The sequence below is a fragment of the Streptomyces sp. NPDC050147 genome (genome assembly GCF_040660195.1).
Classification (GTDB): domain Bacteria; phylum Actinomycetota; class Actinomycetes; order Streptomycetales; family Streptomycetaceae; genus Streptomyces.
Genome location: NZ_JBFALJ010000001.1, coordinates 230,468 through 255,003, shown reverse-complemented (window position 1 = coordinate 255,003; position 24,536 = coordinate 230,468). Strand labels below are relative to the sequence as shown.

Below are 24,536 nucleotides of genomic sequence, written 5' to 3'. Positions count from 1 at the left end.
CATGCGCGCTGCACGCCTCATCAAGATGGTGCTTCTGCTCCAGGCCCGCCCCTCCATGACCGCCGCCGAGCTCGCGGGCGAGCTCGAAGTGTCCGAGCGGACCATCACGCGGGACGCCCAGGCCCTTTCGGAGGCGGGCGTCCCGGTGTACGCGGAGCGGGGCCGGGGCGGCGGCTACCGTCTCATCGGCGGCTACCGCACCCGGCTCACCGGGCTCGGGCGCAGCGAGGCGGAGGCCCTGTTCCTGTCCGGAGTGCCGGGCGCGCTGCGCGAGATGGGCCTGGAGGATGCGGCGTCGGCGGCCCGCCTGAAGGTGTCGGCGGCGCTGATGCCCTCGGTGCGGGACGCCTCGCAGAGCGCCTCGCAGCGGTTCCACCTGGACGCGCCGGGCTGGTTCAAGGAGACGCCCGCCCCCGAGCTACTGCCCCCGATCGCGGACGCGGTGTGGGACGACCGGCGCGTCACCGCCCGCTACCGACGCCAGGACGCCGAGGTGGAACGGGAGTTGGAGCCCTACGGCCTCGTGCTCAAGGCCGGGGTCTGGTACCTGTGCGCACGGGGGTCCGACACAGGTTCGTTCCGGGTGTACCGCATCGACCGGTTCACCGCGATCGCCGCGGGCGACGACCGCTTCGTACGCGACGAGGAGTTCGACCTGCCGGGCTTCTGGGAGGAACGGGCCGCGCAGTTCGCGCGGGCGATCCTGCGCTCCGAGGTCGTGCTGCGGCTCTCCGAGGCGGGCGTGCGCCAGCTCCCGTACGCCACCGACTCCGCGTCCACCCAGGAAGCACTGGAGACAGCGAGCGCCCCGGACGAGGAGGGCTGGGTGACGCTGACCCTCCCCGTGGAGAACGAGATGGTGGCGTACACGCAGCTCATGTCGCTGGGCCCGGAGGTGGAGGTTCTGGAGCCGAAGGCGCTGAGAGAACGTTTCGCGAGAGCGGCACACCAGATGGCTGATCGCTACCGGTAACCGGGTGGGCGGTCGGGAAGGAATCCGCCGCGAAGCGGCGGGCCCGAAAACGCAACCGCACACGGGAACGGGCCCCCGCCACCAGGCAGGGACCCGTACCCACATCAAGCCGAAGGCTACAGACCGTACTTCGCCCGGGCTTCCTTCACCGCGGAAGCCGGCACCTCACCACGACGGGCAAGCTGTGCGAGCGACGCCACGACGATCGACTCCGCGTCGATGCCGAAGTGGCGACGGGCCGCGTCACGCGTGTCCGACAGACCGAAGCCGTCCGCGCCGAGCGACGAGTAGTCCTGCTCGACCCACTGCGCGATCTGGTCCGGCACCTGCCGCATGTAGTCGGAGACCGCGAGCACGGGACCCTGCGCGCCTTCGAGCGCGCTGCGCACGTACGGGGTGCGCTCCTCGCCGCGCAGGATCGCCTCGTCCGCCTCCAGGGCGTCGCGGCGCAGCTCGGTCCAGGAGGTCGCGGACCACACTTCGGCGGCCACGCCCCACTCCTCGGCGAGCATCTTCTGCGCGGACAGGGTCCAGTGGATGGCCGTGCCCGAGCCGATCAGCTGGATGCGCGAGGCGTTGGCCGCGGGGGAGAGCCCGGCGGACTCGGCCGTGTTGAAGCGGTAGAGGCCCTTGATGATGCCCTCGTCCACCCCCGCGGGTTTCGCGGGCTGCGGCATCGGCTCGTTGTAGACGGTGAGGTAGTAGAAGACGTTCTGGTCCTCACCGGGGGCCGCATCGCCGTACATCCGGCGCAGACCGTCCTTGACGATCGCCGCGATCTCGTAGGCGAACGCCGGGTCGTACGACATGGCGGCCGGGTTGGTCGCGGCGATCACCGGCGAGTGGCCGTCCGCGTGCTGCAGACCCTCACCCGTCAGCGTCGTACGGCCGGCGGTGGCGCCGACGAGGAAGCCGCGGCCGAGCTGGTCGCCGAGCTGCCACATCTGGTCGGCGGTCCGCTGCCAGCCGAACATCGAGTAGAAGATGTAGAACGGGATCATGGCCTCGCCGTGCGTCGCGTACGACGACGACGCGGCGATGAAGTCCGCCATGGACCCGGCCTCGGTGATCCCCTCGTTGAGGATCTGGCCGTCCTTCGCCTCGCGGTAGTACATGAGCTGGTCGCGGTCGACCGGCTCGTACGTCTGGCCCTTCGGCGAGTAGATGCCGAGCGACGGGAAGAGCGACTCCATGCCGAAGGTGCGCGCCTCGTCGGGGACGATCGGCACCCAGCGCTTGCCGGTCTCCTTGTCGCGGATCAGGTCCTTGACGAGGCGTACGAAGGCCATGGTCGTCGCGATCGACTGCGAGCCCGAGCCCTTGTCGAAGGAGGCGAACGCCTTGTCGGCCGGGGCGGGCAGCGGCGCGAGCGGCTGCGTGCGGCGGGCCGGGGCCGGGCCGCCGAGGGCCGCGCGGCGCTCCTGGAGATAGCGGACCTCGGGGGAGTCGGCGCCCGGGTGGCCGTAGGGCACCTGGCCGTCCACGAACGCGCTGTCCGGGATCGGCAGCTCGAGGAGCTCGCGCATGTCCTTGAACTCGTCCACCGTGAGCTTCTTCATCTGGTGGTTGGCGTTCTTGGACTCGAAGCCCTTGCCGAGCGTGAAGCCCTTGACCGTCTGCGCGAGGATCACGGTCGGCGCGCCCTTGTGGGTGAGCGCCGCACGGTAGGCCGCGTAGACCTTGCGGGCCTCGTGGCCGCCGCGCGAGAGGTGGAAGCACTCGCTGATCTTGTCGTCGCTGAGCAGCTTGCCCAGCTCGACGAGGGCGGGCTCGGCGCCGAAGAAGTGCTCGCGGATGTAGGCGGCGTCACGCGTCGCGTACGTCTGGAACTGCGCGTCCGGTACCTCGCGCAGGCGGCGTACGAGGGCGCCGTTGGTGTCGAGCTGGAAGAGCTCGTCCCAGGCGTTGCCCCACAGGACCTTGATGACGTTCCAGCCGGCGCCGCGGAACTGGGCCTCCAGCTCCTGGACCACGCGGAAGTTGGCGCGGACCGGGCCGTCGAGGCGCTGCAGGTTGCAGTTGATGACGTACGTGAGGTTGTCGAGACCCTCACGCGCGGCGAGCGCGAGGGCTGCCGTCGACTCGGGCTCGTCCATCTCGCCGTCACCGAGGAACGCCCACACGTGCGAGGCGGAGACGTCCTTGATGTTGCGGTTGGTGAGGTAGCGGTTGAAGCGCGCCTGGTAGATCGCCGACAGCGGGCCAAGACCCATGGAGACGGTCGGGAACTCCCACAGCCAGGGGAGGCGGCGGGGGTGCGGGTAGGACGGCAGGCCGTCGCCGGCCGACTCACGGCGGAAGTTGTCGAGCTGCGCCTCGTTCAGGCGGCCGTCGAGGAAGGCGCGGGCGTAGATGCCGGGGGAGGCGTGGCCCTGGATGTAGAGCTGGTCGCCGGAGCCGTCCCCCTCCTTGCCGTGGAAGAAGTGGTTGAAGCCGGTCTCGTACAGCCAGGCCGCCGAGGCGAAGGTGGCGATGTGGCCGCCGACGCCGTACTTGCTGCCGCGGGTCACCATCGCGGCCGCGTTCCAGCGGTTCCACGCGGCGATCCGCTGCTCCATCTCCTCGTCGCCCTCGATCGCCGGCTCGGCGGAGGTGGGGATGGTGTTGACGTAGTCGGTCTCAAGGAGCTTGGGCAGCGCCAGGCCCGCGCCCTCGGCGCGCTCCAGCGTGCGACGCATCAGGTATGCAGCACGGTGCGGCCCGGCCGCCTGGGTAACGGCGTCCAGGGAGGCCTGCCATTCGGCGGTCTCCTCGGGGTCGCGGTCCGGGAGCTGGTCGAGCTCGCTCGGCTGGATTGCGGAGGGGTCGGTCATGTCGCCGCCTTCCTGAGTCGGAGGGGGTCCCCTGTTCGGTAAGGGGTGGGGGTGCCCTAGGTCTTTGGCAGGACAGGGCGTGAAGCTCTGATGTGAGCCCGTCGGAGACTGTAACTCCGTGATCGATGATCGATCAAAGGGTTGAAGGCGAAAACTGCTTCATATTCAGAAAGTAGGCATCCGGTGCCATCAATGCGGGCACGCGGTGCCTTCGATTTGAAGGATCACCGCAGGTGAGAGCACGTATGAGCGGCTCGGTCACGGATGAGCGCGAGCCCTTTGGAGCAGCTCAGGCGCGCGGCGCGCAGCCCAGCACGTGGGCTTTCACCAGCTCCGCGATCGCGGGATCCCGCCGCTGGAAGGCCGAGACCAGAGCCTCGTGCTCCTCGGCGTACGACTGCTGCACCGTCCCGAGCCACCGGATCGAAAGCGCCGTGAAGACCTCGATGCCGAGACCCTCCCAGGTGTGCAGCAGCACGGAGTTGTCCGCGGCCCGGACCAGCTCCCGGTGGAAACCGACCGTGTGGCGTACCTGAGCGGTGCCGTCGGACGCCCGGTCCGCCTCGTACAAGGCGGCGACATGGGGTTCGAGGGCCGAGCAGTCGTCGGCCAGGCTCTCCGCCGCGAGCTCGGCGGCGATGGCCTCCAGGCCCGCACGGACGGGGTAGCTCTCCTCCAGGTCCGCGGCGGTCAAGTTCCGTACACGTACGCCCTTGTTGGGCGCCGACTCGATGAGCCGCAGCGTCTCCAGCTCCCGCAGCGCTTCCCGTACGGGGGTCTGCGAGACCTCCAGCTCCACGGCGATCCGCCGCTCCACGATCCGCTCGCCCGGCTGCCAGCGCCCGCTGACGATCCCCTCCACGATGTGCTCGCGGATCTGTTCGCGCAGCGAGTGAACGACGGGCGCGGTCATGTGGGCTCCTCCGGCGGGGGCAGCGCCCCAGGGCGTGGTGACCCCTAGACAATACGGCGACGCCCCCGCTCGGAAACCTCCGAACGGGGGCGTACGTGCTGATGAGACGAGTCTTACAGCCCTGGGGCCGTAGAACTACGGGCCGTAGAACTACAGGCCGAGCTCGACCTCGAACTCGCCGGCCTCAAGGATCGCCTTGACCGTGGTCAGGTAGCGGGCGGCGTCCGCGCCGTCCACCAGACGGTGGTCGTAGGAGAGCGAGAGGTACGTCATGTCCCGGACCGCGATGGTCTCGCCGAGGTCGGGGTGGTTGATGACGACCGGACGCTTCACCGTGGCACCGATGCCGAGGATGGCGGCCTGGTTCGGCGGCACGATGACCGTGTCGAACAGGGCACCGCGCGAACCGGTGTTGGAGACCGTGAAGGTGGCGCCGGACATGTCGTCCGGGGTGAGGCCACCGCCACGGGCCTTGCCCGCGAGCTCGGCGGTCTTCTTGGAGATACCGGCGATGTTCAGGTCGCCCGCACCCTTGATGACCGGCGTCATCAGACCCTTCTCGGCGTCAACGGCGATGCCGATGTTCTCCGAGTCGAAGTACGTGATGGTGCCTTCGTCGTCGTTGATCCGGGCGTTGACGACCGGGTGGGCCTTCAGCGCCTGGGCGGCGGCCTTGACGAAGAACGGCATCGGGGAGAGCTTGACGCCCTCACGGGCCGCGAACGCGTCCTTCGCCTTGGCGCGCAGCTTCATCAGCTTCGTGATGTCGACCTCGACGACCGAGGTCAGCTGGGCCTGCGAGTGCAGCGCCTTCATCATGTTGTCGCCGATGACCTTGCGCATGCGGGTCATCTTGACCGTCTGGCCGCGGAGGGGAGAGGCCTCCAGGGCCGGGGCCTTCGAGGCGGCACGGCCCCCGGCAGAACCAGCGGCGGGGGCCGGGGCGGTCTTCTTGGCCTCGGCGGCCGCGATGACGTCCTGCTTGCGGATGCGGCCACCGACGCCGGTGCCCTTGACGTCCGACAGGCTCACGCCGTTCTCGTTGGCCAGCTTGCGGACCAGCGGCGTGACGTAAGCGCCGTCGTCCGCGGGGGAGGCCGGAGTGGCAGGTGCGGCGGGGGCCGCGGGCTGAGCCGGGGCGGCGGGCTGGGCGGGGGCGGCCGGAGCCGGAGCCTGAGCGGCCGGAGCCGCGGGCTTGGCCGGAGCGGCGGCGGGCGCGGCAGGCTGCGCGGGAGCCGGGGCGGCCTCCTGCTTCGGGGCCTCCTGCTTGGGGGCCTCCTGCTTCGGGGCCTCCTGCTGCGCGGGGGCGGCCGGGGCCTCCTCCTTGGCGGGAGCCGGAGCGGCACCGGGGGCGCCGATGACGGCGAGCTTGGCGCCGACCTCGGCGGTCTCGTCCTCGCCCACGACGATCTCGAGCAGCACGCCCGCGGCCGGGGAGGGGATCTCGGTGTCGACCTTGTCCGTGGAGACCTCGAGCAGGGGCTCGTCCTCCGCGACCTCCTCGCCGACCTCCTTCAGCCAACGGGTGACGGTGCCCTCGGTGACCGACTCGCCCAGCGCGGGCAGCGTGACGTCGGTACCGGAGGCGCCACCGGCCGGCGCGGCCGGAGCGGCAGGGGCCTCGGCGGCGGGAGCCGGAGCCGCGGGGGCTTCGGCGGCCGGGGCCGGGGCCTCGGCCTGCGCGGGCTCGGCGGCCGGAGCGGACTCGGCAGCGGGGGCGCCGCTGCCGTCGTCGATGACGGCCAGCTCGGCGCCGACCTCGACGGTCTCGTCCTCGGCGACCTTGATGGAGGCCAGGATGCCCGCGGCAGGGGAGGGGATCTCGGTGTCGACCTTGTCGGTCGAGACCTCGAGCAGCGGCTCGTCGGCCTCGACGCGCTCGCCTTCGGCCTTCAGCCAACGGGTGACAGTGCCCTCGGTGACGCTCTCGCCGAGCGCCGGAAGGGATACGGAAACCGCCATGGTTTCAGTTGCTCCTTACGAAAAATTGGGGCCTCCCCTGCTCGAGCGTAGTCGAGAGCTGGGGAAGGAAGTCTGGTCGTCGCGCCCGAAACTGAAGGGTCAGTCGTGGGAGTGCAGCGGCTTGCCCGCGAGGGCCAGGTGAGCCTCGCCCATCGCCTCGTTCTGCGTCGGGTGGGCGTGGATGAGCTGGGCGACCTCGGCGGGCAGCGCCTCCCAGTTGTAGATCAGCTGGGCTTCGCCGACCTGCTCGCCCATGCGGTCGCCGACCATGTGGACGCCGACCACGGCACCGTCCTTGACCTGGACGAGCTTGATCTCGCCCGCGGTCTTGAGGATCTTGCTCTTGCCGTTGCCCGCCAGGCTGTACTTGAGGGCGACGACCTTGTCCGCGCCGTAGATCTCCTTGGCCTTGGCCTCGGTGATGCCCACGGAGGCGACCTCGGGGTGGCAGTACGTCACCTTCGGCACGCCGTCGTAGTCGATCGGGACGGTCTTGAGACCGGCCAGGCGCTCCGCCACCAGGATGCCCTCGGCGAAGCCGACGTGCGCGAGCTGGAGGGTCGGCACCAGGTCGCCCACGGCCGAGATGGTCGGGACGTTGGTCTGCATGTACTCGTCGACCAGGACGTACCCGCGGTCCATCGCGACGCCCTGCTCCTCGTAGCCGAGACCGGCGGAGACCGGGCCGCGGCCGATGGCGACGAGCAGCACCTCGGCGTCGAAGGTCTTGCCGTCGGCGAGGGTCACGCGGACGCCGTCCTGCGTGTACTCGGCCTTCTCGAAGAAGGTGCCGAGGTTGAACTTGATGCCGCGCTTGCGGAACGCGCGCTCAAGAAGCTTCGAGGAGTTCTCGTCCTCGACGGGCACGAGGTGCTTGAGGCCCTCGACCACGGTGACCTCGGAACCGAAGGACTTCCACGCCGAGGCGAACTCGACGCCGATGACGCCGCCGCCCAGGATGATCGCGGACTTCGGCACGCGGTCCAGGGTGAGCGCGTGGTCCGAGGAGATGATGCGGTTGCCGTCGATCTCCAGGCCCGGCAGCGACTTCGGCACGGAGCCGGTCGCGAGCAGCACGTGGCGGCCCTGGACACGCTGGCCGTTCACGTCCACGGAGGTCGGGGACGACAGCTTGCCCTCGCCCTCGATGTACGTCACCTTGCGCGAGGCGATGAGTCCCTGCAGGCCCTTGTAGAGGCCCGAGATCACGTCGTCCTTGTACTTGTGGACGGCCGCCATGTCGATGCCCTCGAAGGTGGCCTTCACGCCGAACTGGTCGGCTTCGCGTGCCTGGTCGGCGATCTCGCCGGCGTGCAGCAGCGCCTTCGTCGGGATGCAGCCGTTGTGCAGGCAGGTGCCGCCGACCTTGCCCTTCTCGATCAGGGCGACGTCCAGGCCCAGCTGCGACGCGCGCAGTGCCGCGGCGTAACCGCCGCTACCGCCGCCGAGGATCACTAGGTCGAAAACGGTGCTGGCGTCGTTCGCCACGTCACGTCCTCCATGCATGTGCGCCGTACGCCGGACCCCTTTTCTCGGGGGACGACCGGTCTGTCGGCTGGTATCGGCCGCTCTTGTTTCGGCCCTGTGGTGGGGGCCCTGTCCTGCCGAGAACCCATCTTCGCACTTGTCGGCGAGAGGTGGGACGGCGGGCCGGGCTGTGAGACGTCTGATTCGCCACGTCGGGGCGTTACCCAGGCGTATGAACGTACGGATTTCGTTGAGGGCGAAATCAGGCAGGGCCCGGACATCTGGATGTCCGGGCCCCGACCCGCGTACGACAGATCAGCAGGTCAGCCCAGGTCACCCGCGGCCGTGCGCTCGGCGAGACGGACCAGGGTGCGGACCGCGGTGCCGGTGCCGCCCTTGGGCGTGTAGCCGAACGGGCCGCCCTCGTTGAAGGCCGGGCCCGCGATGTCCAGGTGCGCCCAGGTGATGCCCTCGCCGACGAACTCCCGCAGGAAGAGACCGGCCACCAGACCGCCGCCCATGCGCTCGCCCATGTTGGCGATGTCGGCGGTGGGGGAGTCCATGCCCTTCTTCAGGTGCTCGGGCAGCGGCATCGGCCAGGAGGGCTCGCCCGCCTCCTCGGAGGCGTCGTGGATCGCGGCGCGGAACGCGTCGTCGTTGGCCATGATGCCGAAGGTGCGGCTGCCGAGCGCCATCATCATCGCGCCGGTCAGCGTGGCCACGTCGACGATCGCGTCGGGGTTGTCCTCGGAGGCCTTCGCGATCGCGTCGGCCAGGACCAGGCGGCCCTCGGCGTCCGTGTTGAGCACCTCGACGGTCTTACCGCTGTACATGCGCAGGACGTCGCCGGGGCGGGTCGCCGAACCCGACGGCATGTTCTCGGCGAGCGCCAGCCAGCCGGTGACGTTCACCTCCAGGCCCAGGCGCGCGGCGGTGACGACGGCGGCGAACACGGCGGCGGCACCGGCCATGTCGCACTTCATGGTCTCGTTGTGACCGGCGGGCTTCAGCGAGATGCCGCCCGAGTCGTACGTGATGCCCTTGCCGACGAAGGCGAGGTGCTTCTTCGCCTTGGACGACGTGTACGAGAGCTTGACCAGGCGCGGCGGGGCGTCCGAGCCGACGCCGACGCCGAGGATGCCGCCGAAGCCGCCCTTGGTGAGCGCCTTCTCGTCAAGGACCTGGACCTTGATGCCGTGCTCCTTGGCGGCCGCGGTGGCGACCGCGGCGAAGGCCTCCGGGTTCAGGTCGTTGGGCGGGGTGTTGATGAGGTCGCGGGCGCGGTTGAGCTCCTCGGACAGGGCGGTGGCACGCTCGACGGCGGCCTTGTAGGCCTTGTCGCGGGGCTTGCCGCCCAGCAGGGCGATCTCGGCGAGCGGACCCTTGGCGTCCTTGGCGCCCTTGCCGTTCTTGCCGTTGGCGGAACCATTTTCCTTGTACGCGTCGAAGGAGTACGCGCCGAGCAGCGCGCCCTCGGCGATCGCACCGGCGTCCTCGGCGTCCTCGGCGGGCAGCGCGAACGCGGCCTTCTTCGAGCCGGACAGGGCGCGCGCGGCGGTACCGGCGGCGCGGCGCAGGGCGTCGGTGCCGTACGTCTCGTCCTTCTCCGGCACCGTGCCGAGGCCGACCGCGAGGACGACAGGAGCCTTGAAGCCGGAGGGCGCGGGCAGCTTGGTCACCTCGCCCTCGGCGCCCGAGGCGCCGAGGGTCTCCAGGACGGACGCGAGCTTGCCGTCGTACGCCTTGTCCACGGCCTCGGCGCCCGGCGCGACGACCGGACCCTTGGCGCCCTTCGCGACGCCGACGACGATCGCGTCGGCACGCAGGCCGGACGCGGCGGCAGTGCTGAGAGTCAGAGCAGTCACGGTGGTGAATTCTCGCTTCCGTTGAGTTCCTTGGCCGATGGGGTGGGTCGGCCCGCCCGGCGCCAGCCTAGAACGGGCCGGAAAGGCACCGGACATGAGCCTACGCGCGTCGCGCCCATTCGATCGTGTCGGCGCAGATTCATCCGTACGTGGCGCCGCATCTACGTTTCACGAGAGGGCGAGGACGACCAGGACCGCCGTGGCCGCTGTCTCGGCGAGCGCGCCGAACACATCGCCGGTGATGCCCCCGAAGCGGCGGACGCAGTGCCGCAGGAGGAGTTCGGCGGCGCACACCGCGAGCACGACGGCTGCCGCGTACCGCACGGCCTCGTACGCCCCGAAGGGCACGGCGGAGGTCGCGGCCACGGCGGTGACGAGCGCCGCCGCGAGCAGAGCCGCGCCTTGGGGAACCGTTCCTGCCACCGCCGCTCCGAGCCCCTCCGGGCGGGCCGGTGGGACGCCTTTGCGGGCGGCCAGAGTGAGGGCGAGGCGGGCCACGGCCGCCGAGACGACCGCGGCGAGCGCGCCCCGGGTCCAGGAGACGTCGTACAGCTGGAAGAGGACGGCCACTTGGGCGAGCAGGACGAAGAGCAGCGTGATGACGCCGAAGGGGCCGACGTCGGACTGCTTCATGATGCGCAGGGCCTGGTCGGCGGGTTTGGCGCTGCCGAGACCGTCGGCGGTGTCGGCGAGGCCGTCGAGATGGAGGCCGCGGGTCAGCGCGGCGGGGGTTGCGGCGGTCGCTGTGGCGGCGAGCAGCGGGCCCGCGCCGAGAGCCATGAGCGCGCCGCCCAGCGCTGCGGCGCACAGGCCTACCACCAGCCCGGCGAGGGGGGCGCAGAGCATCCCGCCGCGGGCGGCCTCGCGGTCCCAGCGGGTGACTTTGACCGGGAGCGCGGTGAGGGTGCCGAAGGCGAAGCGGAGGCTGTCGGCGGGGGAGGTTCGGGACACCGCGGAAGAGTACCGGGGCTGGCGCCCGGCTGAACCGTCCTCTCCAGCCCCCGCCCGAGCCGGCCCCGCACCGAACAAGCCTTTCCCGCCCACCCTCCCGATTGCCCGCAGTCGGCAGCGAGACGCGAGGGGACGTGTCGGTTTGTCCGCCCGGAGCACGGCTCGCGGCGCTCCGGCGCCGAAGCACAAAAGCGGCCCCCGGACGATAGCGAGGACGGACATACCGGCGCGGCCCCGCCCCCACAGACGAACCGCCACCGCACCAAACGGAGCCGCGGGTGCGCCCCCGCTGTCCGCAGCCCAGGATGGCCCCATGGCCGATTGGTGGGCGAGGAACGTCACGGAGCCGGGGAAGCTCCCGCTGCTCGCGGCCCTGCTCTCCTTCGTGGCCACCTTCCTGATCACCCGGACCATCACCCGCCTGATCCGCGCGGGCAAGGGCCCTTTCCGGAACATCAGCTCGGGGGACGTCCACGTCCACCACGTCGTACCGGGCATCTTCCTCATGCTCGTAGGCGGCTTCTGGGCCGTCGCCGCAGGCAGGCACAGCCTCGCCTCGATGTTCGCCGCCGTCATCTTCGGCATCGGCGCCGGTCTCGTGCTCGACGAGTTCGCCCTGATCCTCTACCTGGACGACGTCTACTGGAGCGAACAGGGCCGCAAGAGCGTCGAGGTGGTGATGCTGACCGCGGCCCTGGTGGTGCTCGTGCTCACCGGCTTCACTCCGTTCGGCGTGAACGACCTGACGCCCGAGGAGCGCGGCAACCGCGCGGGCTTCGCCCTGAACATCGCGGTCAACTGCTGCTTCGCCCTGGTCGCCCTGGCCAAGGGAAAGCTGCGAACGGCTCTCATCGGCATGGTGATCCCGCTGGTCGCGCTGGTGGGCGCGATCCGCCTCGCCCGCCCCGGGTCGGCGTGGGCCAGGCGCTTCTACCGCGACCGGCCCCGCGCCCGTGCCCGAGCGGGCCTGCGCGTCTTCCACCACGACCGCCGCTGGGCGGGCCCGCGCCGCAAGGTTCAGGACTGGATCGGCGGCAGACCCGACCCGGAACCGGCGCGCCCACGCCGCTGAAGCACCTCCGAGCAGCCGCACAGCACCAACACCGCCGCGATCGCCGCCAGATGCTCCTTGCCCGCCAGGTTGTTCTTGACGAACACCTCGGCCACCATCGCGGCGATCACGAGCCCGCCCGTGAGCCAGGCCCGGTAACGCCAGCAGACGTAGACCGCGAGCCCGACCACGGCGGCGGAAGGACCGGTGTCGACGACCTGCGCGTCGGACGCGGGGAGCCCCAGCGGACTGTCCGGGCCCCACGCGATGCCCACGCGCGCGTAGAGCGTGCCCGCGAGGGTGGCCGCGTAGCCGATGACGAGCGTGCGCCGCCGGCCGACGCAGATCTCCGCGATGCCGAACACCAGCAGGATCTGCGCGAGCGCACCCCAGACGGGCAGGTCGAGCGCGGGCACGAAGAGCGAGAGCGGGGTACGCAGCAGGGCGAGCCAGAGCGGGTCCTCGGCCCGTACGGAGCCGATGTTCTGTACGACCTGATAGCCCCAGGGCTGGTTCTGCGTGAACTGGAGGAGGGCGGTGAGGCAGACGGCGGCCACCGTCATGGGGGCAGCCCGCCACCGCCGCTCAAGGACGCCGTCCCGCACGGCGGCGTACAGCGGGCCCCATTCGGTACGGGCCAGACGAGTCGGGCGGCTCGGTCGGGTCGGTCGGGTCGGACGGCCCCCGGCCAAGGAACTCATCGTCGGGACTCCAGATGCTTGCGGTGCAGCGACTTCGGCAGGCCCGGCGCTTCCAGGAAGCCCTCCGCGCGGGCCGACGCGATGCCGATGCGCGGCAGGTCCGCGCTCTTCTCGAAGAGAAGGAAGCGGGGCTCCCAGATCGGGCGGTACTTCGCGTTGGCGCGGTACAGCGACTCGATCTGCCACCACCGCGAGAAGAAGGTGAGCAGCGAGCGCCACAGCCGCAGGACCGGGCCCGCGCCGAGCCGCGAGCCACGTTCGAAGACCGACCTGAACATCGCGAAGTTGAGGGACACCTGAGTGATCTTGATCTCGGCGGCGCGCTGGAGCAGTTCGATGACCATGAATTCCATCAGGCCGTTCTCGGAGTCGCGGTCACGCCGCATCAGGTCGAGCGAGAGCCCGCGCGGCCCCCAGGGCACAAAGGAGAGGACCGCCCGCAACTCACCGTCGCCGTCCCGGCATTCGAGCATCACGCACCGCCCGTCCGCGGGATCGCCGAGCCGCCCGAGGGCCATCGAGAAGCCCCGCTCGGTGGCCCCGTCACGCCAGTCGTCGGCGCGTTCGAGCAGGTACGCCATCTCATCGGCCGGGATGTCCTCGTGGCGCCGGATCCGCACCTCGTAACCGGCCCGCTTCACCCGGTTGTACGCCTGACGGACCGTCCGCATGGCCCGTCCCTCCAGCGTGAACTCAACGGTCTCGACGATGGCTTCGTCGCCCAGTTCGAGCGCGTCGAGCCCGTGCCGGGCGTAGATCGTGCCCGCCTCCTCGCTCGCGCCCATCACGGCGGGGATCCAGCCGTGCTCGCGGGCGTCGGCGAGCCAGGGTTCGATGGCGCCGGGCCAGGCCTCCGGGTCCCCGATGGGGTCACCGGAGGCCAGCGAGACGCCTCCGACGACCCGGTACGCGACGGCGGCCTTGCCGCTCGGTGACCACACGACGCTCTTCTCGCGACGCAGCGCGAAGTAGCCGAGGGAGTCGCGTTCGCCGTACTTGTCGAGCAGTTCGCGCAGCTGCCGCTCGTCGTCCTCGGTGAGCGGGTCGACCGCCTTGCGCGAGCGGAACGCGGCGTACAGGACGGCCAGCAGGAGCAGCGTGCTGAGCACGTTGATGGTGACGTTGACCCAGCCGGGCGTGGCGACGCCCTCGAACCGCCGGTCGTCGGCGGCCAGCGAGACCAGGCGCATCGTGCCGTAGCGCCAGCGGTCGAGGAAGGACGAACGGTAGTCGTCGCGCGCGTTGTTGGTGACGGTGACCAGAAGCGCGGCGATCAGTGAGGTCACGAGGAGCCCGCCGACCGCGACGGCCGCGGCGAGCTTCGGGTTGGAGCGGTCGCCCTTGGCGTAGAACTCCCGCCGCCCGACGACCAGCGCGGCGACGAAGGCGGCGGTCAGGACGAGGGAGATCCAGTTCTGCGCGTACCGGCGGATCTCCGGGAAGACCATCGCGAACGCGAAGAGAAGCAGAAAGAGCCCGCTGAGCACAAGGTTGAGGATCCAGGCGGCGCGTTTGCGGCGGCGCATCGTGATCGCCAGGAACATCGTGAACGCACCGGAGGCGAAGCCCGCGGTGAGCAGATACGGCGTGAAGTAGTTCTCGGTGTTGTGCCGCCGCAGATCCTGCCCCAGGGAGACCCAGACCGCGCTCAGGAAGTTGATGAAGGTGACGGCGCGGAGGTACCAGACGCTGAAGGCCGCGGCGAGACGCTGACGGCGCCCGGCAGCAGTTTGCTCATCTCCCATGAAAAGGGATCATATGGGGCATGCCGGGCCGTCTTCGGCTGTGTGCGGCCGCGCCGCTACTCGGGGGCGGTCTCGCCCTTGGGGCCGGTCTCGCCCTTGGGGCCGGTCCCGTCCTTGGGGTGGGTCTCAGGCTCCGAGTCGGTCTCAGGCTCCGAGTCGGTCTCAGGTTCCGAGTCGGTCTCGGGCTCCGAGTCGGCCTCGGGCTTCGGCTCCGGCTCCGGCTCGCGCTCGGGCAGTTCGGCGGAGAGCGCCGCGGCGGCGCGCACCAGCGGCAGGGCGAGCAGCGCGCCCACACCCTCGCCGATCTGTACGCCCTGTTCGAGCACGGGGTCGAGCGCCATCCGGTCCAGGGCCTTGGCCTGCGCGGGCTCCCCGCTGTTGTGCCCCGCGAGCCACCAGTCAGGCGCCCGGAAGGCGACCCGCTGGGCCACGAGGGCCGCGGCCGAGGCCACCACGCCGTCCAGGACGACCGGCGTGCGCCGCACCGCGCACTGCAACAGGAACCCGGTCATGGCGGCGATGTCCGCCCCGCCCACCGTCGCGAGCAGCTCAAGCTGATCCCCGAGGACGGGCCGCGCCCGCCGCAGCGAGTCCCGTACCGCCGCGCACTTGCGCATCCACGCGAGGTCGTCGATCGGCGCGCCGCCCCGCCCGGTCACCACGGACGCGTCGGTCCCGCACAGCGCGGCGACCAGGGTCGCCGCGGGCGTCGTGCCTCCGACGCTCACATCGCCGAGCACGACCAGGTCGGTCCCGGAGTCCGCCTCCTCGTCGGCGACGGCCATCCCGGCGCGCACCGCGGCCTCGGCCTCCTCCGTCGTCAGCGCGTCCTCGATGTCGACGCGGCCCGAGCCGCGCCGCACCCGGTACCCCGCCACCTCGGCGGGAAGCTCGGCCGGGTCGCAGTCCAGGGCCATGTCGACGACCCGGACGGGCACGTCGAGGCGGCGGGCGAGGACGGACACGGGGCTCGCGCCCAGGAGTACGGCACGGACGAGTTCGGCCGCGCCGCCCGCGGGCCGCGCGGACACGTCGAGTCGAGCGACCCCGTGGTCACCGGCGAAGAGGATCACGCGCGGCCGCTCGATCGGCTTGACCGGCACCGATGACTGGGCCGCGGAGAGCCACTCGGCCAGCTCGTCGAGGCGGCCGAGCGCCCCGGGCGGCACGCTCTGCCGTTCCCTGCGCTCCTCGGCGTCGCGGCGCACCCCGCCGTCGGGCCGCTCGATCAGGTCGGTGAAGTCGTCGAGATTCAGCGAGCTCATTCGCCGAACAGTACCGGCAGGGCCCGGGCCCTGACCGGACGGCCCGGCGGCAGGCATCCCGCGCGGGCCGGACCAGCGGGACGCGCCACCTCCACGGTGTCGTTGCGCCGGTGCCGATGATCCCTTACGTACCGTTTGAGGCGGTTTGTCGAGCTACTCGCGCGAGCACCACCCGCCCTGTCCGCCCGATTCGCACCGCCCGCACCACCCGCACCACCCGACAGAGGAGCCCGCCACGCCCATGGACGCCGCCCAGGCCGCCGCCGCTCAGGTCGAGAAGATCCTCACCGTGCCGCGCTCCACCCGCCGCCACCAGGCACGGGCCCGCGCGATGGGCCGGTTCATCGAGCCGGAGGCCTGGCTGGACATCGACACCGGGCTCGGTCACTTCCCCGCCGTCGCACAGGAGGTGCACCCCTACACCGCCTTCGACGGCCTCGACCTCACCGCGCGCGTGGAGGAGGGCCGCAGGGCAGGCCGCGTGGAGGAGGCCCACCGCGGGCTGCTCGCCGACCTGGCCCCGAAACTCGCGGGGCGCTACGACGCGCTGAGCATGTTCCACTACCTGGAGCGCAGCGCCGACCCGCGCATCGAACTCATCGCCGCCCGCACGGTGTTGCGGCCCGGCGGCCACCTGATGATCGAGGTCCCCGCCCCGCGGAGCCGGTACGCCAGGTTCCTCGACACGGGATGGCTCAGGCCCGTGCCCTACCACCGCATCCCGCTCGCGGCCCTGCACGTCGAGCTGGAGAGCCTCGGCTACACCGTGGTGGCCACCGACCGGCGTGCGCCGCACATCCCCTTCGACCTGGCCGCGCGGCTCGCCGTCACCCTCGGCCGCGTCCGTGCCGCGGCCCGCGTCGCGGTGCCGCTCCTGGCCGCGGCGGCCCTGGCCGACCGGATCCTCGCCCCGCTGGTCAGCCGCACCCGCCTCTCGAACGCCTACCGGATCATCGCCCGCCGCGACGCCACGGCCTGAGCGGCCGGTTCAGCCGCGCAGGGTGAGCGCCTGGCCCGCCACGACCATCAGGACGTGCTCGCACTCCGAGGCGAACGCCGCGTTCAGGCGGCCCAGTTCATCGCGGTAGCGCCGGCCGGACGCGGTCGCCGGGACGATGCCGGAGCCGACCTCGTTCGACACGGCGACCACCGTGCGCAGGGTGGCGCGCACCGCGTCCGTAAGTTCGGTGACCCGCTTGCGCAGCGCCCGCTCGCCACCGCCCGCCCATTCGGCGTCGTCCCACGCGTTCACCTCGTCCATGGCGTACGTCAGCCACAGCGACAGGCAGTCGATGAGCAGGGGAGGGCCGTTCTCGGTGAGCAGGGGCACGAGGTCACAGGTCTCGGCGGTGCTCCACGACCCGGGCCGACGTTCACGGTGGGTGCTCACCCGGCGCGCCCACTCGGAGTCGCCGTTCCTGGTGCCGCCCGTGGCCACGTAGAGCACCTCGGGGAAGGCCTCCAGGCGGCGCTCGGCCTCCACCGACTTCCCCGACCGGGCGCCGCCGAGGACGAGGGTGCGGCGCGGCACGTCGGGTACGTCCTCATAGGCGCCGACCACCAGCGTCGTCCCGTCCGGCACGGCCCGCGCACCGGCGGCGGCCAGCCTGCGGGCCAGCTCCGCGCCCGGCGGCGCCTCATGACCCAGATGGACGGCGACGACGTCCGTGGTGGGCCCGATCGCCCCGGTGGCCCGCAGCCGTGCCAGACCGTCCGGACGCCCGACGACGTCGGCGACGACCATCTCGTACGCGGGCTGCTCGTCCGGCAGCCCGGCGGGCGCACCGCCCGGCGGCAGGTACAGCAGCCGCTCCCCGTCCGGGCCCGCGACCTCGTACCCCGTGCCGGGGTGGTCCATCGCCACCGCGCGCACCCGGTGCCCGGTGAGCAGCGCGAGCTCCCGCCCGTCGGGCACCCGGCCCGGCCGCGGCAGGCCTGCCGGCACCTCCACCGAGGGGCCGTCGTGCGGATGGGAGAGGAGCACCTGGCGCACACCGCCGAGCGAGTGCCCGGAGCGGGCGGCCGCGAAGGCCGCGCCGGGAGTGAGGTCGAGCAGCAGGACGCCGTCCACCAGGAGAGCGGTGGCGGCGCGCGCCGCGTCGCCGAGCGCGGTCGCACAGGCCGCGCAGGGACAGCCGGGGCGGGGCAGGCCTTCGGGGGCGCCGGTGCCGAGCAATGTCAGTTCCACAGGAAGATCCTCCCGCGTCACCGCGAGCGCCGCTCGCCCGGCTAGGCTTCCAAGGGCTTCACACAGCTGTCGGACCATCGGGAGGCTGGCATGGCGGCATGGACGTGGCGGTTCGAGAAGGCGGACGGGACGGAGGTCCAGCCCGCTCTGACGCCCGAGGAGTTCACGACTCAGGGCGATGCGGAGTCGTGGATCGGCGAGTTCTGGAAAGAGCTCGTCGAGGGCGGCGCCGACCAGGTGTCGCTCTTCGAGGACGCGAACAAGATCTATGGGCCGATGAGCCTGCACGCGCAGGACGCGGCGCAGGGTGAGTGACGCCTGAGGAACGCGAGGGGGCGCCGGCATCGGCCGGCGCCCCCTCGCGCGTCCCTACATCTCGCCCAGCGTGACGTCCGCGGTCGTCTCCGAGCCGTCCCGTACGTACGTCACCCGCGTCTTCTCGCCCGGCTTCTCCCCGGCGAGGGCCTCGGAGAGCGAGGTGATCGTGGTGATCTCGAGGTCGCCCAGCTTGGTGATGATGTCGCCGTTCTCCAGGCCCGCCTTGGCCGCGGCACCGCCCTTTCGCGCGTCGACGACGGCCACGCCCGCGGGCTTGTAGTCGTCGCCGAGGACCGTGCGTCCCGTGATGCCGAGCGCGGCCCGCCCCGAGTCGGTGACCTTGCCGTCCTTGACGATCTGGTCGGCGATGGTCTTCACCATCGATGACGGGATCGCGAACCCGATCCCCGGCGCCGCGCTGTCGCCCATCTGCGGGTCGGTCGCGGCGAGCGTCGGAATGCCGATGACCTCGCTGTCCAGGGTGACCAGGGCGCCTCCGCTGTTGCCCGGGTTGATCGCGGCGGACGTCTGCACCATGTTCGCGATGGTGGCCCCGGCGGCGGCACCCTTCGCGCGGGGTTCGCTGACGGTCCGTCCGGTGGCGGAGATGATGCCCTGCGTGACGCTGGACGACAGGCCGAGCGGTGACCCCATGGCGAGCACGATCTGCCCGACCTCGGCCTTCGTGGAGTCCGCGAACTTCGCGGGCTTGAGCCCGCTCGGCGGGTTGTCGAGCTTGATGACGGCGAGATCCTGCTCGGGGTAGGTGGCGACCAGTCTCGCGGTGAGGGCCTGCTCCCCCGTGGCCGTCGTGACCTTGAAGGTCTCCTCCTTGCCCACGACATGGGCGTTGGTGACGACGTGGCCCTTGCCGTCGTAGACGACACCGGAGCCGAGGCTCTCGGAGGCGTCGATCTGGACGACCGACGGCAGGACGTCCTCGATCACCTGCTGGTAATCGTCCTGCAGATCGGCCTTGGCCATGGGCGCGGCCTGAGTGGTGGACTCATCGGAGTCTCCGGAACCGGGGCTTGAGCAGCCGGCGACGAGGAGCGCGGAGGCAAGGGAGGCGGACACGGTGATGGCACGGATACGCGAGGCATTCATGCCCCGAGTGTCACGTTGGCCCCGATATGCCGCCCTGAAATAGACCGCCGATCAGGGGGTCGCGGTTCGTTTCTGACGGTGTGGGAAGCGTCCTGGCTCCTGCCCACCCGATCGGCTGCGGGGTGCTCGGGTGGGTGGGCGGGAAACATCCGCCGCGAAGTGGCGGTTCAGTCAGTCCCGCACGCCGCAGACGTGCAGCAGAGCGGCCACCCGCCGATACGGATCCGTACGTCCCGCTCGCTCCTCGGCGGCAAGCAGCGCCGCCAACTCCGCGTCCTGGGGCGGAACGGCATCGTCCGAAGCCTGGTCGGTGAAGACCCGTACCCCGTACCAGGCATGCAGCGGCGCCGCGATCCCCGCGAGCGAAGCCGAAACGGCGTCGAGCCGATCGGCCCGCGCCTCGAGGCCGAGCCGGTTGCGGTACAGGGTGGAGTCGAAGGCGGCCATCGCCCCGGCCCAGTCCCCGGCCAGACCCGGCCGCATGGCCAGCGCGTCGGCGTTCCGCACGAGGAGGGAGAGCAGGCCGCCGGGTGCCAGCATCCGGGCCAGGCCCGCCAGCAGCGCGTCAGGCTCCTCGACGTACATGAGGACGCCGTGGCACAGCACGACGTCGAAGCTGCCCGGAAGGAAATGCACCCCTGTCTCGCGCCCGTCGCCCTCGACGATGCGCACCCGGCCCTGGATCCCCTCGGGCTCGGCACCGAGCGCGGCACGCGCCGCGGCCACCATCGCCGGATCCTGCTCGACGCCGGTCACCTTGTGCCCGGCGCGGGCGAGCCGCAGGGCCTGCGTGCCCTGGCCCATGCCCACGTCGAGCACCCGCAGCCGCTGCCCCACGGGGAAGCGCCCGGCTATCTGCTCGTCGAGCTGCCGGGTCACCAGCTCCTGGCGTACGGCGTTACGAAGGCCGCCCAGCTTCTGAAGCCACGCGGCGGCCCCGCCGGCGAATCCGCTCAGGGCCGCTCTCCGCGCTTGACCTGAGGCTTCGGCAGGCGCAGACGGCGCATCTGGAGCGTACGCATCAGGGCGTAGGCAACGGCGCCCTTCTTGCTCTCGCTCGGGAAGCGCTCGTTCAGGCGCTTCTTCAGACGCACCGCCGTCGTCACCGAGTCCACGATGATCAGGACGATCACGAAGAGCCAGAGCAGCAGCGCGATGTTCTGCAACTGCGGGATGCGGACCATGCTCAGTACGAGAATGATCACCGCGAGCGGCAGGAAGAACTCGGCGATGCAGAACCGCGAGTCGACGAAGTCGCGCGCGAACTTGCGCACGGGTCCCTTGTCGCGGGCGGGCAGATAGCGCTCGTCACCGCTGGCGAGCGCCTGACGCTGCTTGTCCATCTGGACGCGGCGCTCATTGCGCTGGCGCTTGGCCGCCTCCTTGCGCGTCACAGGCGTGTTGGCCACGCTGCGGCGCTGAGTCTGGGCCTCACTGCGCTTGGGCGTGGGGCGGCCCTTCGGGGCCTCGGGGTCACGGGGCTGCTGGGAGTCGGTCACCGGGGCCTTGGCTACCGGGGCCTTCTCGTCCTTGGATCGGCTACGGAACACAAAACCCAAGGGTACGGGGTGCGGGGGCATGGACCCCCGCCGGACGGGGAACGATCCGGCAACACCGGGCGTCTTGAATGTGCGGCTAAGGGGACGTTCCGTGTGGTTTACAAGCGGTTTTCGGGTGGTTCCCGGGGGTGCACCTACTCCCTACGCCTGAGCCCGGCCGGACACAGTCGTCCTTGGGGATGAGCGCATCCGCACGCGAACAGTGCGGTAATGGATGCAGGGCCCGTACTGTGGGTTCTGAGCAGTACCTGGAGCTGGAAGTCCGTCAGAAGGGGGCGCGCGAAGCCCATGAGCGGTGTCATGAAGCGTATGGGGATGATCTTCCGCGCGAAGGCGAACAAGGCCCTTGACCGGGCCGAGGACCCGCGCGAAACCCTCGATTACTCGTACCAGAAACAGCTCGAGCTGTTGCAGAAGGTGCGCCGCGGTGTCGCCGACGTGGCGACCTCGCGCAAGCGCCTGGAGCTGCAGCTGAACCAGCTTCAGAAGCAGTCCTCCACCCTTGAGGACCAGGGTCGCAAGGCCCTCGCCCTCGGCCGTGAGGACCTGGCCCGCGAGGCGCTCTCGCGCCGTGCGGCGCTGCAGCAGCAGGTGACCGACCTGGAGACGCAGCACCAGACGCTCCAGGGCGAGGAGGAGAAGCTCACCCTCGCGGCGCAGCGCCTGCAGGCCAAGGTCGACGCCTTCCGCACGAAGAAGGAGACGATCAAGGCCACGTACACCGCCGCGCAGGCGCAGACCCGGATCGGCGAGGCCTTCTCCGGCATCTCCGAGGAGATGGGCGACGTCGGCATGGCGATCCAGCGCGCCGAGGACAAGACCGCGCAGCTCCAGGCGCGGGCGGGTGCGATCGACGAACTGCTCGCCTCCGGTGCTCTCGACGACTCCTCCGGGCTCGCCAAGGACGACATCCAGTCCGAGCTGGATCGCCTCTCCGGTGGTACTGATGTAGAGCTGGAACTGCAGCGTATGAAGGCGGAACTGGCTGGGGGCTCGACGTCGAAGCAGGCCATCGAGCCGGGTCAGGGTCAGCCCCAGGCCCAGCAGCAGCCGCAGGACACTCCGCGCTTCGACAAGCAGTAGTCCGGTAGGTCCTACGCAGCAGCCACACCGCTCACGTCCGAGGAGGGCGACATGATCGTACGGATCATGGGGGAGGGGCAGGTGAAGCTGGCCGACAGCCACTTCACCGAACTGAACAAGCTGGACGACGAGTTGCTCGCCGAAATGGAGAGCGGCGACGAGTCCGGCTTCCGCCGGACGCTGGGCGCTCTGCTGGACAAGGTCCGGGAGCTGGGTACGCCGTTGCCCGACGACGCGCTCGAACCCTCGGAGCTGATTCTCCCCGGGCCGGACGCGACGCTGGACGAGGTCCGGACGATGCTCGGCGACGACGGCTTGATCCCGGGCTAGACCGCCGCTTCGCGGCGGAATTCCCCAGCGGGTGCCGGGCGAGCCGGAGAACTGGATGCGGGGTGATCGGGTGGGTGGGCGGGAAAGATCCGGCGCGAAGCGCCGGGACAGGACAGCCGCGAAGACGAGGCCGAGCCGGGACTCCGGCAACGCCCCGCAGAGGCGAGCCGTTCAGACCGGTCCCAGCAGCCCGCAGGGCCCCGTACCGTTCAAGGCGTGACCACTCTCGTGCGAGGCCGTTGCTGGGCCAAGGCGCACCCCCTGGCTGTGGACGGGACCCTCGCGGCCGCCGTCCTCGTGTGCATGGTCATCGGCTCCTTCGTCGAGCCGTACGGCCATGACGGCGGCCCCACGTGGGGCACGCGCACCCCGGGCGCCCTCAGTCTCGTCCTGATGCTGCTCGGCGCCTGCGCGCTGATCTTCCGCCGCCGGGCCCCCTGGATCGTGCTCGCGGCGACCTGCACCTTCACCGTCGCCGACCTGATCACCGGGGAGTTCCGCGGAAGCGTCGTCATGAGCGCGGTCATCGCCCTGTACACCGTCGCCGCCACCACCAACCGCCCCACCACCTGGCGCGTCGGCGTGATCACCATGACGGGCCTCACCGGTGTCGCGATGCTGACGGGACCGCTGCCCTGGTACGCCCAGGAGAACCTCGGCATCTTCGCCTGGACCGGCATGGCCGCGGCCGCCGGTGACGCCGTCCGCAGCCGCCGCGCCTTCGTGGACGCCATACGCGAGCGCGCCGAACGCGCGGAGCGCACCCGCGAAGAGGAGGCCCGGCGCCGCGTCGCCGAGGAGCGGCTGCGTATCGCCCGAGACCTGCACGACGTGGTCGCCCACCACATCGCCCTCGTCAACGTCCAGGCGGGCGTCGCCGCGCACGTCATGGACAAGCGGCCGGACCAGGCGAAGGAAGCCCTCTCCCACGTACGCGACGCCAGCCGCTCCGCGCTCAACGAACTGCGCGCCACCGTCGGCCTGTTGCGGCAGACCGGCGACCCCGAGGCACCCACCGAGCCGGCCCCGGGCCTGGCCCGTCTCGACGACCTCGTCGAGACCTTCCGCCACGCGGGCCTTCCCGTGGAGACGGCCTGCGAGGACACGCCGGCCGACCTGTCCGCGGGGGTGGACCTGGCCGCCTACCGCATCATCCAGGAGGCCCTCACGAACGTGCAGAAGCACGCGGGAGTGGGAGCCAAGGCCGAGGTCAGCGTCATCCGGGTGGGGCCGAACGTCGAGGTCACGATCCTGGACGACGGCGGGGGCGAGAAGAAGGAGCCGGGCGACGAGAGCGACGGCGGCGGGCACGGCCTCCTGGGCATGCGCGAGCGCGTCAGCGCCCTGAACGGCCGCTGTACCGCGGGACCCCGCTACGGCGGCGGCTTCCGCGTCCATGCGATCCTGCCGGTCACGGCAACGCCGGTCAGCCCGGCAGAGGGAGGGACCGCGTGACGATCCGGGTGCTGCTCGCCGACGACCAGGCCTTGCTGCGCAGCGCGTTCAAGGTGCTCGTCGACTCCGAGCCCGACATGGAGGTCGTCGCCGAGGCGTCGGACGGCGCGGAGGCCGTCGAGCTCGCCAAGGCCAGGGCCGCGGACGTCGTCCTGATGGACATCCGCATGCCCGGCATGGACGGCCTCGCCGCCACCCGTCTGATCAGCGCCGACCCCGAGCTCGCCCACGTGCGCGTGGTCATGCTGACGACCTTCGAGGTCGACGAGTACGTGGTGCAGTCGCTGCGCGCAGGCGCCTCCGGCTTCCTCGGGAAGGGCGCGGAGCCGGACGAGCTGCTCGGCGCGATCCGGATCGCGGCCGCCGGCGACGCCCTGCTCTCCCCGGCGGCGACGAAGGGCCTGATCGCCAAGTTCCTCGCCCAGGGCGGGAGTTCGGACGGGGACGACGAGGTGCGCGGCGAGCGGCTCGACGCGCTCACCGGGCGCGAGCGCGAGGTGCTGATCCAGGTCGCGGGCGGCCACTCGAACGACGAGATCGCCGAGCGCCTGGAGGTCAGCCCGCTCACCGTGAAAACGCACGTGAACCGTGCGATGGCGAAGCTGGGCGCCCGTGACCGGGCGCAACTCGTCGTCATCGCCTACGAATCGGGCCTGGTACGTCCAAGGGTGGAGTGACCGGGGCGCGCGACGTACTGCACCCGCAGTAGGCGTGGCATAAGAACGGGTCCTCGGAGTGACGATTCCTGCCCTGGACATGGCAGATCGTGTAGGGGGCACCGGCCTGCCGG

21 protein-coding genes are annotated in these 24,536 nt (G+C 71.2%); 8 read left to right on the top strand and 13 right to left on the bottom strand.

Features of this window, described 5'->3' with window-relative positions; genetic code table 11:
- Nucleotide 1: 1 nt before the first annotated feature.
- On the top strand, nt 2-973 hold the full coding sequence (locus AB0I94_RS01150) for a YafY family protein (protein WP_363307269.1): 972 nt from the start codon (nt 2-4) through the stop codon (nt 971-973).
- Nucleotides 974-1,089: 116 nt separating this feature from the next.
- Here AB0I94_RS01150 and aceE read toward each other — a convergent pair whose 3' ends face one another.
- From aceE to AB0I94_RS01120, 6 genes are all read right to left on the bottom strand, one after another.
- Nucleotides 1,090-3,786 (bottom strand): pyruvate dehydrogenase (acetyl-transferring), homodimeric type, encoded by a 2,697-nt coding sequence (aceE, locus tag AB0I94_RS01145; protein ID WP_363307268.1) that lies wholly within the window; start codon nt 3,784-3,786, stop codon nt 1,090-1,092.
- A 289-nt stretch (nt 3,787-4,075) separates the two neighbouring features.
- The gene (locus AB0I94_RS01140; RefSeq protein WP_363307267.1) at nt 4,076-4,699 is read right to left on the bottom strand and encodes a GntR family transcriptional regulator; all 624 of its coding nucleotides are present in this window, start codon (nt 4,697-4,699) and stop codon (nt 4,076-4,078) included.
- A gap of 150 nt (nt 4,700-4,849) precedes the next feature.
- Entirely contained in the window at nt 4,850-6,661 is a 1,812-nt protein-coding gene (gene sucB / locus AB0I94_RS01135; RefSeq protein ID WP_363307266.1) for a 2-oxoglutarate dehydrogenase, E2 component, dihydrolipoamide succinyltransferase, read from the bottom strand.
- 99 nt (nt 6,662-6,760) lie between these two features.
- Nucleotides 6,761-8,149, bottom strand: a complete 1,389-nt coding sequence (gene lpdA, locus AB0I94_RS01130) for a dihydrolipoyl dehydrogenase (RefSeq protein ID WP_363307265.1) — start codon at nt 8,147-8,149, stop codon at nt 6,761-6,763.
- A 302-nt stretch (nt 8,150-8,451) separates the two neighbouring features.
- Nucleotides 8,452-9,993, bottom strand: coding sequence for a leucyl aminopeptidase (locus AB0I94_RS01125; RefSeq protein WP_363307264.1), 1,542 nt, complete (start codon nt 9,991-9,993; stop codon nt 8,452-8,454).
- 168 nt (nt 9,994-10,161) lie between these two features.
- Entirely contained in the window at nt 10,162-10,944 is a 783-nt protein-coding gene (locus tag AB0I94_RS01120; protein WP_363307263.1) for an adenosylcobinamide-GDP ribazoletransferase, read from the bottom strand.
- A 313-nt stretch (nt 10,945-11,257) separates the two neighbouring features.
- Between AB0I94_RS01120 and AB0I94_RS01115 the strand changes: the two genes are divergently transcribed.
- On the top strand, nt 11,258-12,016 hold the full coding sequence (locus AB0I94_RS01115) for a hypothetical protein (protein ID WP_363307262.1): 759 nt from the start codon (nt 11,258-11,260) through the stop codon (nt 12,014-12,016).
- Here AB0I94_RS01115 and AB0I94_RS01110 read toward each other — a convergent pair.
- From AB0I94_RS01110 to cobT, 3 genes are read right to left on the bottom strand one after another with little or no spacing between them, the layout of a single operon-like run.
- Nucleotides 11,962-12,696: a hypothetical protein gene (locus AB0I94_RS01110; protein ID WP_363307261.1), complete on the bottom strand. Its 735-nt coding sequence runs from the start codon at nt 12,694-12,696 to the stop codon at nt 11,962-11,964. The genes AB0I94_RS01115 and AB0I94_RS01110 overlap by 55 nt on opposite strands.
- Nucleotides 12,693-14,441 carry a phosphatidylglycerol lysyltransferase domain-containing protein gene (locus AB0I94_RS01105; protein ID WP_363307260.1) on the bottom strand — a complete coding sequence of 583 codons (1,749 nt, stop codon included), beginning with the start codon at nt 14,439-14,441 and terminating at the stop codon, nt 12,693-12,695. Before AB0I94_RS01105 ends, AB0I94_RS01110 begins: the two co-directional genes overlap by 4 nt.
- 56 nt (nt 14,442-14,497) lie before the next feature.
- Nucleotides 14,498-15,706: a nicotinate-nucleotide--dimethylbenzimidazole phosphoribosyltransferase gene (gene cobT / locus AB0I94_RS01100; RefSeq protein WP_363307259.1), complete on the bottom strand. Its 1,209-nt coding sequence runs from the start codon at nt 15,704-15,706 to the stop codon at nt 14,498-14,500.
- Nucleotides 15,707-15,947: 241 nt separating this feature from the next.
- On the opposite strand from cobT, the gene AB0I94_RS01095 reads away from it, so the two are divergent.
- Nucleotides 15,948-16,685: a class I SAM-dependent methyltransferase gene (locus AB0I94_RS01095; protein ID WP_363307258.1), complete on the top strand. Its 738-nt coding sequence runs from the start codon at nt 15,948-15,950 to the stop codon at nt 16,683-16,685.
- A 9-nt stretch (nt 16,686-16,694) separates the two neighbouring features.
- Here AB0I94_RS01095 and AB0I94_RS01090 read toward each other — a convergent pair whose 3' ends face one another.
- Nucleotides 16,695-17,894: a bifunctional adenosylcobinamide kinase/adenosylcobinamide-phosphate guanylyltransferase gene (locus tag AB0I94_RS01090; RefSeq protein WP_363307257.1), complete on the bottom strand. Its 1,200-nt coding sequence runs from the start codon at nt 17,892-17,894 to the stop codon at nt 16,695-16,697.
- A gap of 90 nt (nt 17,895-17,984) precedes the next feature.
- On the opposite strand from AB0I94_RS01090, the gene AB0I94_RS01085 reads away from it, so the two are divergent.
- Complete coding sequence (locus tag AB0I94_RS01085) at nt 17,985-18,209, top strand: hypothetical protein (RefSeq protein WP_363307256.1); 225 nt, start codon at nt 17,985-17,987, stop codon at nt 18,207-18,209.
- A gap of 54 nt (nt 18,210-18,263) precedes the next feature.
- Here AB0I94_RS01085 and AB0I94_RS01080 read toward each other — a convergent pair whose 3' ends face one another.
- From AB0I94_RS01080 to AB0I94_RS01070, 3 genes are all read right to left on the bottom strand, one after another.
- Nucleotides 18,264-19,319 carry a trypsin-like peptidase domain-containing protein gene (locus tag AB0I94_RS01080; protein ID WP_363307255.1) on the bottom strand — a complete coding sequence of 352 codons (1,056 nt, stop codon included), beginning with the start codon at nt 19,317-19,319 and terminating at the stop codon, nt 18,264-18,266.
- 171 nt (nt 19,320-19,490) lie between these two features.
- Entirely contained in the window at nt 19,491-20,198 is a 708-nt protein-coding gene (locus tag AB0I94_RS01075; RefSeq protein ID WP_363307254.1) for a class I SAM-dependent methyltransferase, read from the bottom strand.
- Nucleotides 20,199-20,272: 74 nt separating this feature from the next.
- On the bottom strand, nt 20,273-20,899 hold the full coding sequence (locus AB0I94_RS01070; RefSeq protein ID WP_363307253.1) for a DUF3043 domain-containing protein: 627 nt from the start codon (nt 20,897-20,899) through the stop codon (nt 20,273-20,275).
- 267 nt (nt 20,900-21,166) lie between these two features.
- Here AB0I94_RS01070 and AB0I94_RS01065 point away from each other — a divergent pair, with 267 nt between their 5' ends.
- The 4 genes from AB0I94_RS01065 to AB0I94_RS01050 all read left to right on the top strand — a co-directional run bounded on the left by AB0I94_RS01065 (nt 21,167) and on the right by AB0I94_RS01050 (nt 24,423).
- A complete protein-coding gene (locus tag AB0I94_RS01065; protein WP_363307252.1) occupies nt 21,167-21,961 on the top strand; it encodes a PspA/IM30 family protein in 795 nt (264 codons plus the stop codon).
- A 51-nt stretch (nt 21,962-22,012) separates the two neighbouring features.
- Nucleotides 22,013-22,291, top strand: coding sequence for a hypothetical protein (locus tag AB0I94_RS01060; RefSeq protein ID WP_363307251.1), 279 nt, complete (start codon nt 22,013-22,015; stop codon nt 22,289-22,291).
- Between the two features lie 216 nt (nt 22,292-22,507).
- Nucleotides 22,508-23,746: a sensor histidine kinase gene (locus tag AB0I94_RS01055; RefSeq protein ID WP_363307250.1), complete on the top strand. Its 1,239-nt coding sequence runs from the start codon at nt 22,508-22,510 to the stop codon at nt 23,744-23,746.
- Nucleotides 23,743-24,423, top strand: coding sequence for a response regulator transcription factor (locus AB0I94_RS01050; RefSeq protein WP_363307249.1), 681 nt, complete (start codon nt 23,743-23,745; stop codon nt 24,421-24,423). Before AB0I94_RS01055 ends, AB0I94_RS01050 begins: the two co-directional genes overlap by 4 nt.
- Nucleotides 24,424-24,536: the final 113 nt, after the last annotated feature.

Excerpts from the sequence above, each read along its gene's own strand:
- AB0I94_RS01150 (WP_363307269.1), top strand. The coding sequence starts at position 2 with ATGCGCGCTGCACGCCTCATCAAGATGGTGCTTCTGCTCCAGGCCCGC.
- aceE (WP_363307268.1), bottom strand. The coding sequence starts at position 3,786 with ATGACCGACCCCTCCGCAATCCAGCCGAGCGAGCTCGACCAGCTCCCG.
- AB0I94_RS01140 (WP_363307267.1), bottom strand. The coding sequence starts at position 4,699 with ATGACCGCGCCCGTCGTTCACTCGCTGCGCGAACAGATCCGCGAGCAC.
- sucB (WP_363307266.1), bottom strand. The coding sequence starts at position 6,661 with ATGGCGGTTTCCGTATCCCTTCCGGCGCTCGGCGAGAGCGTCACCGAG.
- AB0I94_RS01115 (WP_363307262.1), top strand. The coding sequence starts at position 11,258 with ATGGCCGATTGGTGGGCGAGGAACGTCACGGAGCCGGGGAAGCTCCCG.
- AB0I94_RS01110 (WP_363307261.1), bottom strand. The coding sequence starts at position 12,696 with ATGAGTTCCTTGGCCGGGGGCCGTCCGACCCGACCGACCCGACCGAGC.
- AB0I94_RS01105 (WP_363307260.1), bottom strand. The coding sequence starts at position 14,441 with ATGGGAGATGAGCAAACTGCTGCCGGGCGCCGTCAGCGTCTCGCCGCG.
- cobT (WP_363307259.1), bottom strand. The coding sequence starts at position 15,706 with ATGAGCTCGCTGAATCTCGACGACTTCACCGACCTGATCGAGCGGCCC.
- AB0I94_RS01095 (WP_363307258.1), top strand. The coding sequence starts at position 15,948 with ATGGACGCCGCCCAGGCCGCCGCCGCTCAGGTCGAGAAGATCCTCACC.
- AB0I94_RS01085 (WP_363307256.1), top strand. The coding sequence starts at position 17,985 with ATGGCGGCATGGACGTGGCGGTTCGAGAAGGCGGACGGGACGGAGGTC.
- AB0I94_RS01080 (WP_363307255.1), bottom strand. The coding sequence starts at position 19,319 with ATGAATGCCTCGCGTATCCGTGCCATCACCGTGTCCGCCTCCCTTGCC.
- AB0I94_RS01070 (WP_363307253.1), bottom strand. The coding sequence starts at position 20,899 with ATGCCCCCGCACCCCGTACCCTTGGGTTTTGTGTTCCGTAGCCGATCC.
- AB0I94_RS01065 (WP_363307252.1), top strand. The coding sequence starts at position 21,167 with ATGAGCGGTGTCATGAAGCGTATGGGGATGATCTTCCGCGCGAAGGCG.
- AB0I94_RS01060 (WP_363307251.1), top strand. The coding sequence starts at position 22,013 with ATGATCGTACGGATCATGGGGGAGGGGCAGGTGAAGCTGGCCGACAGC.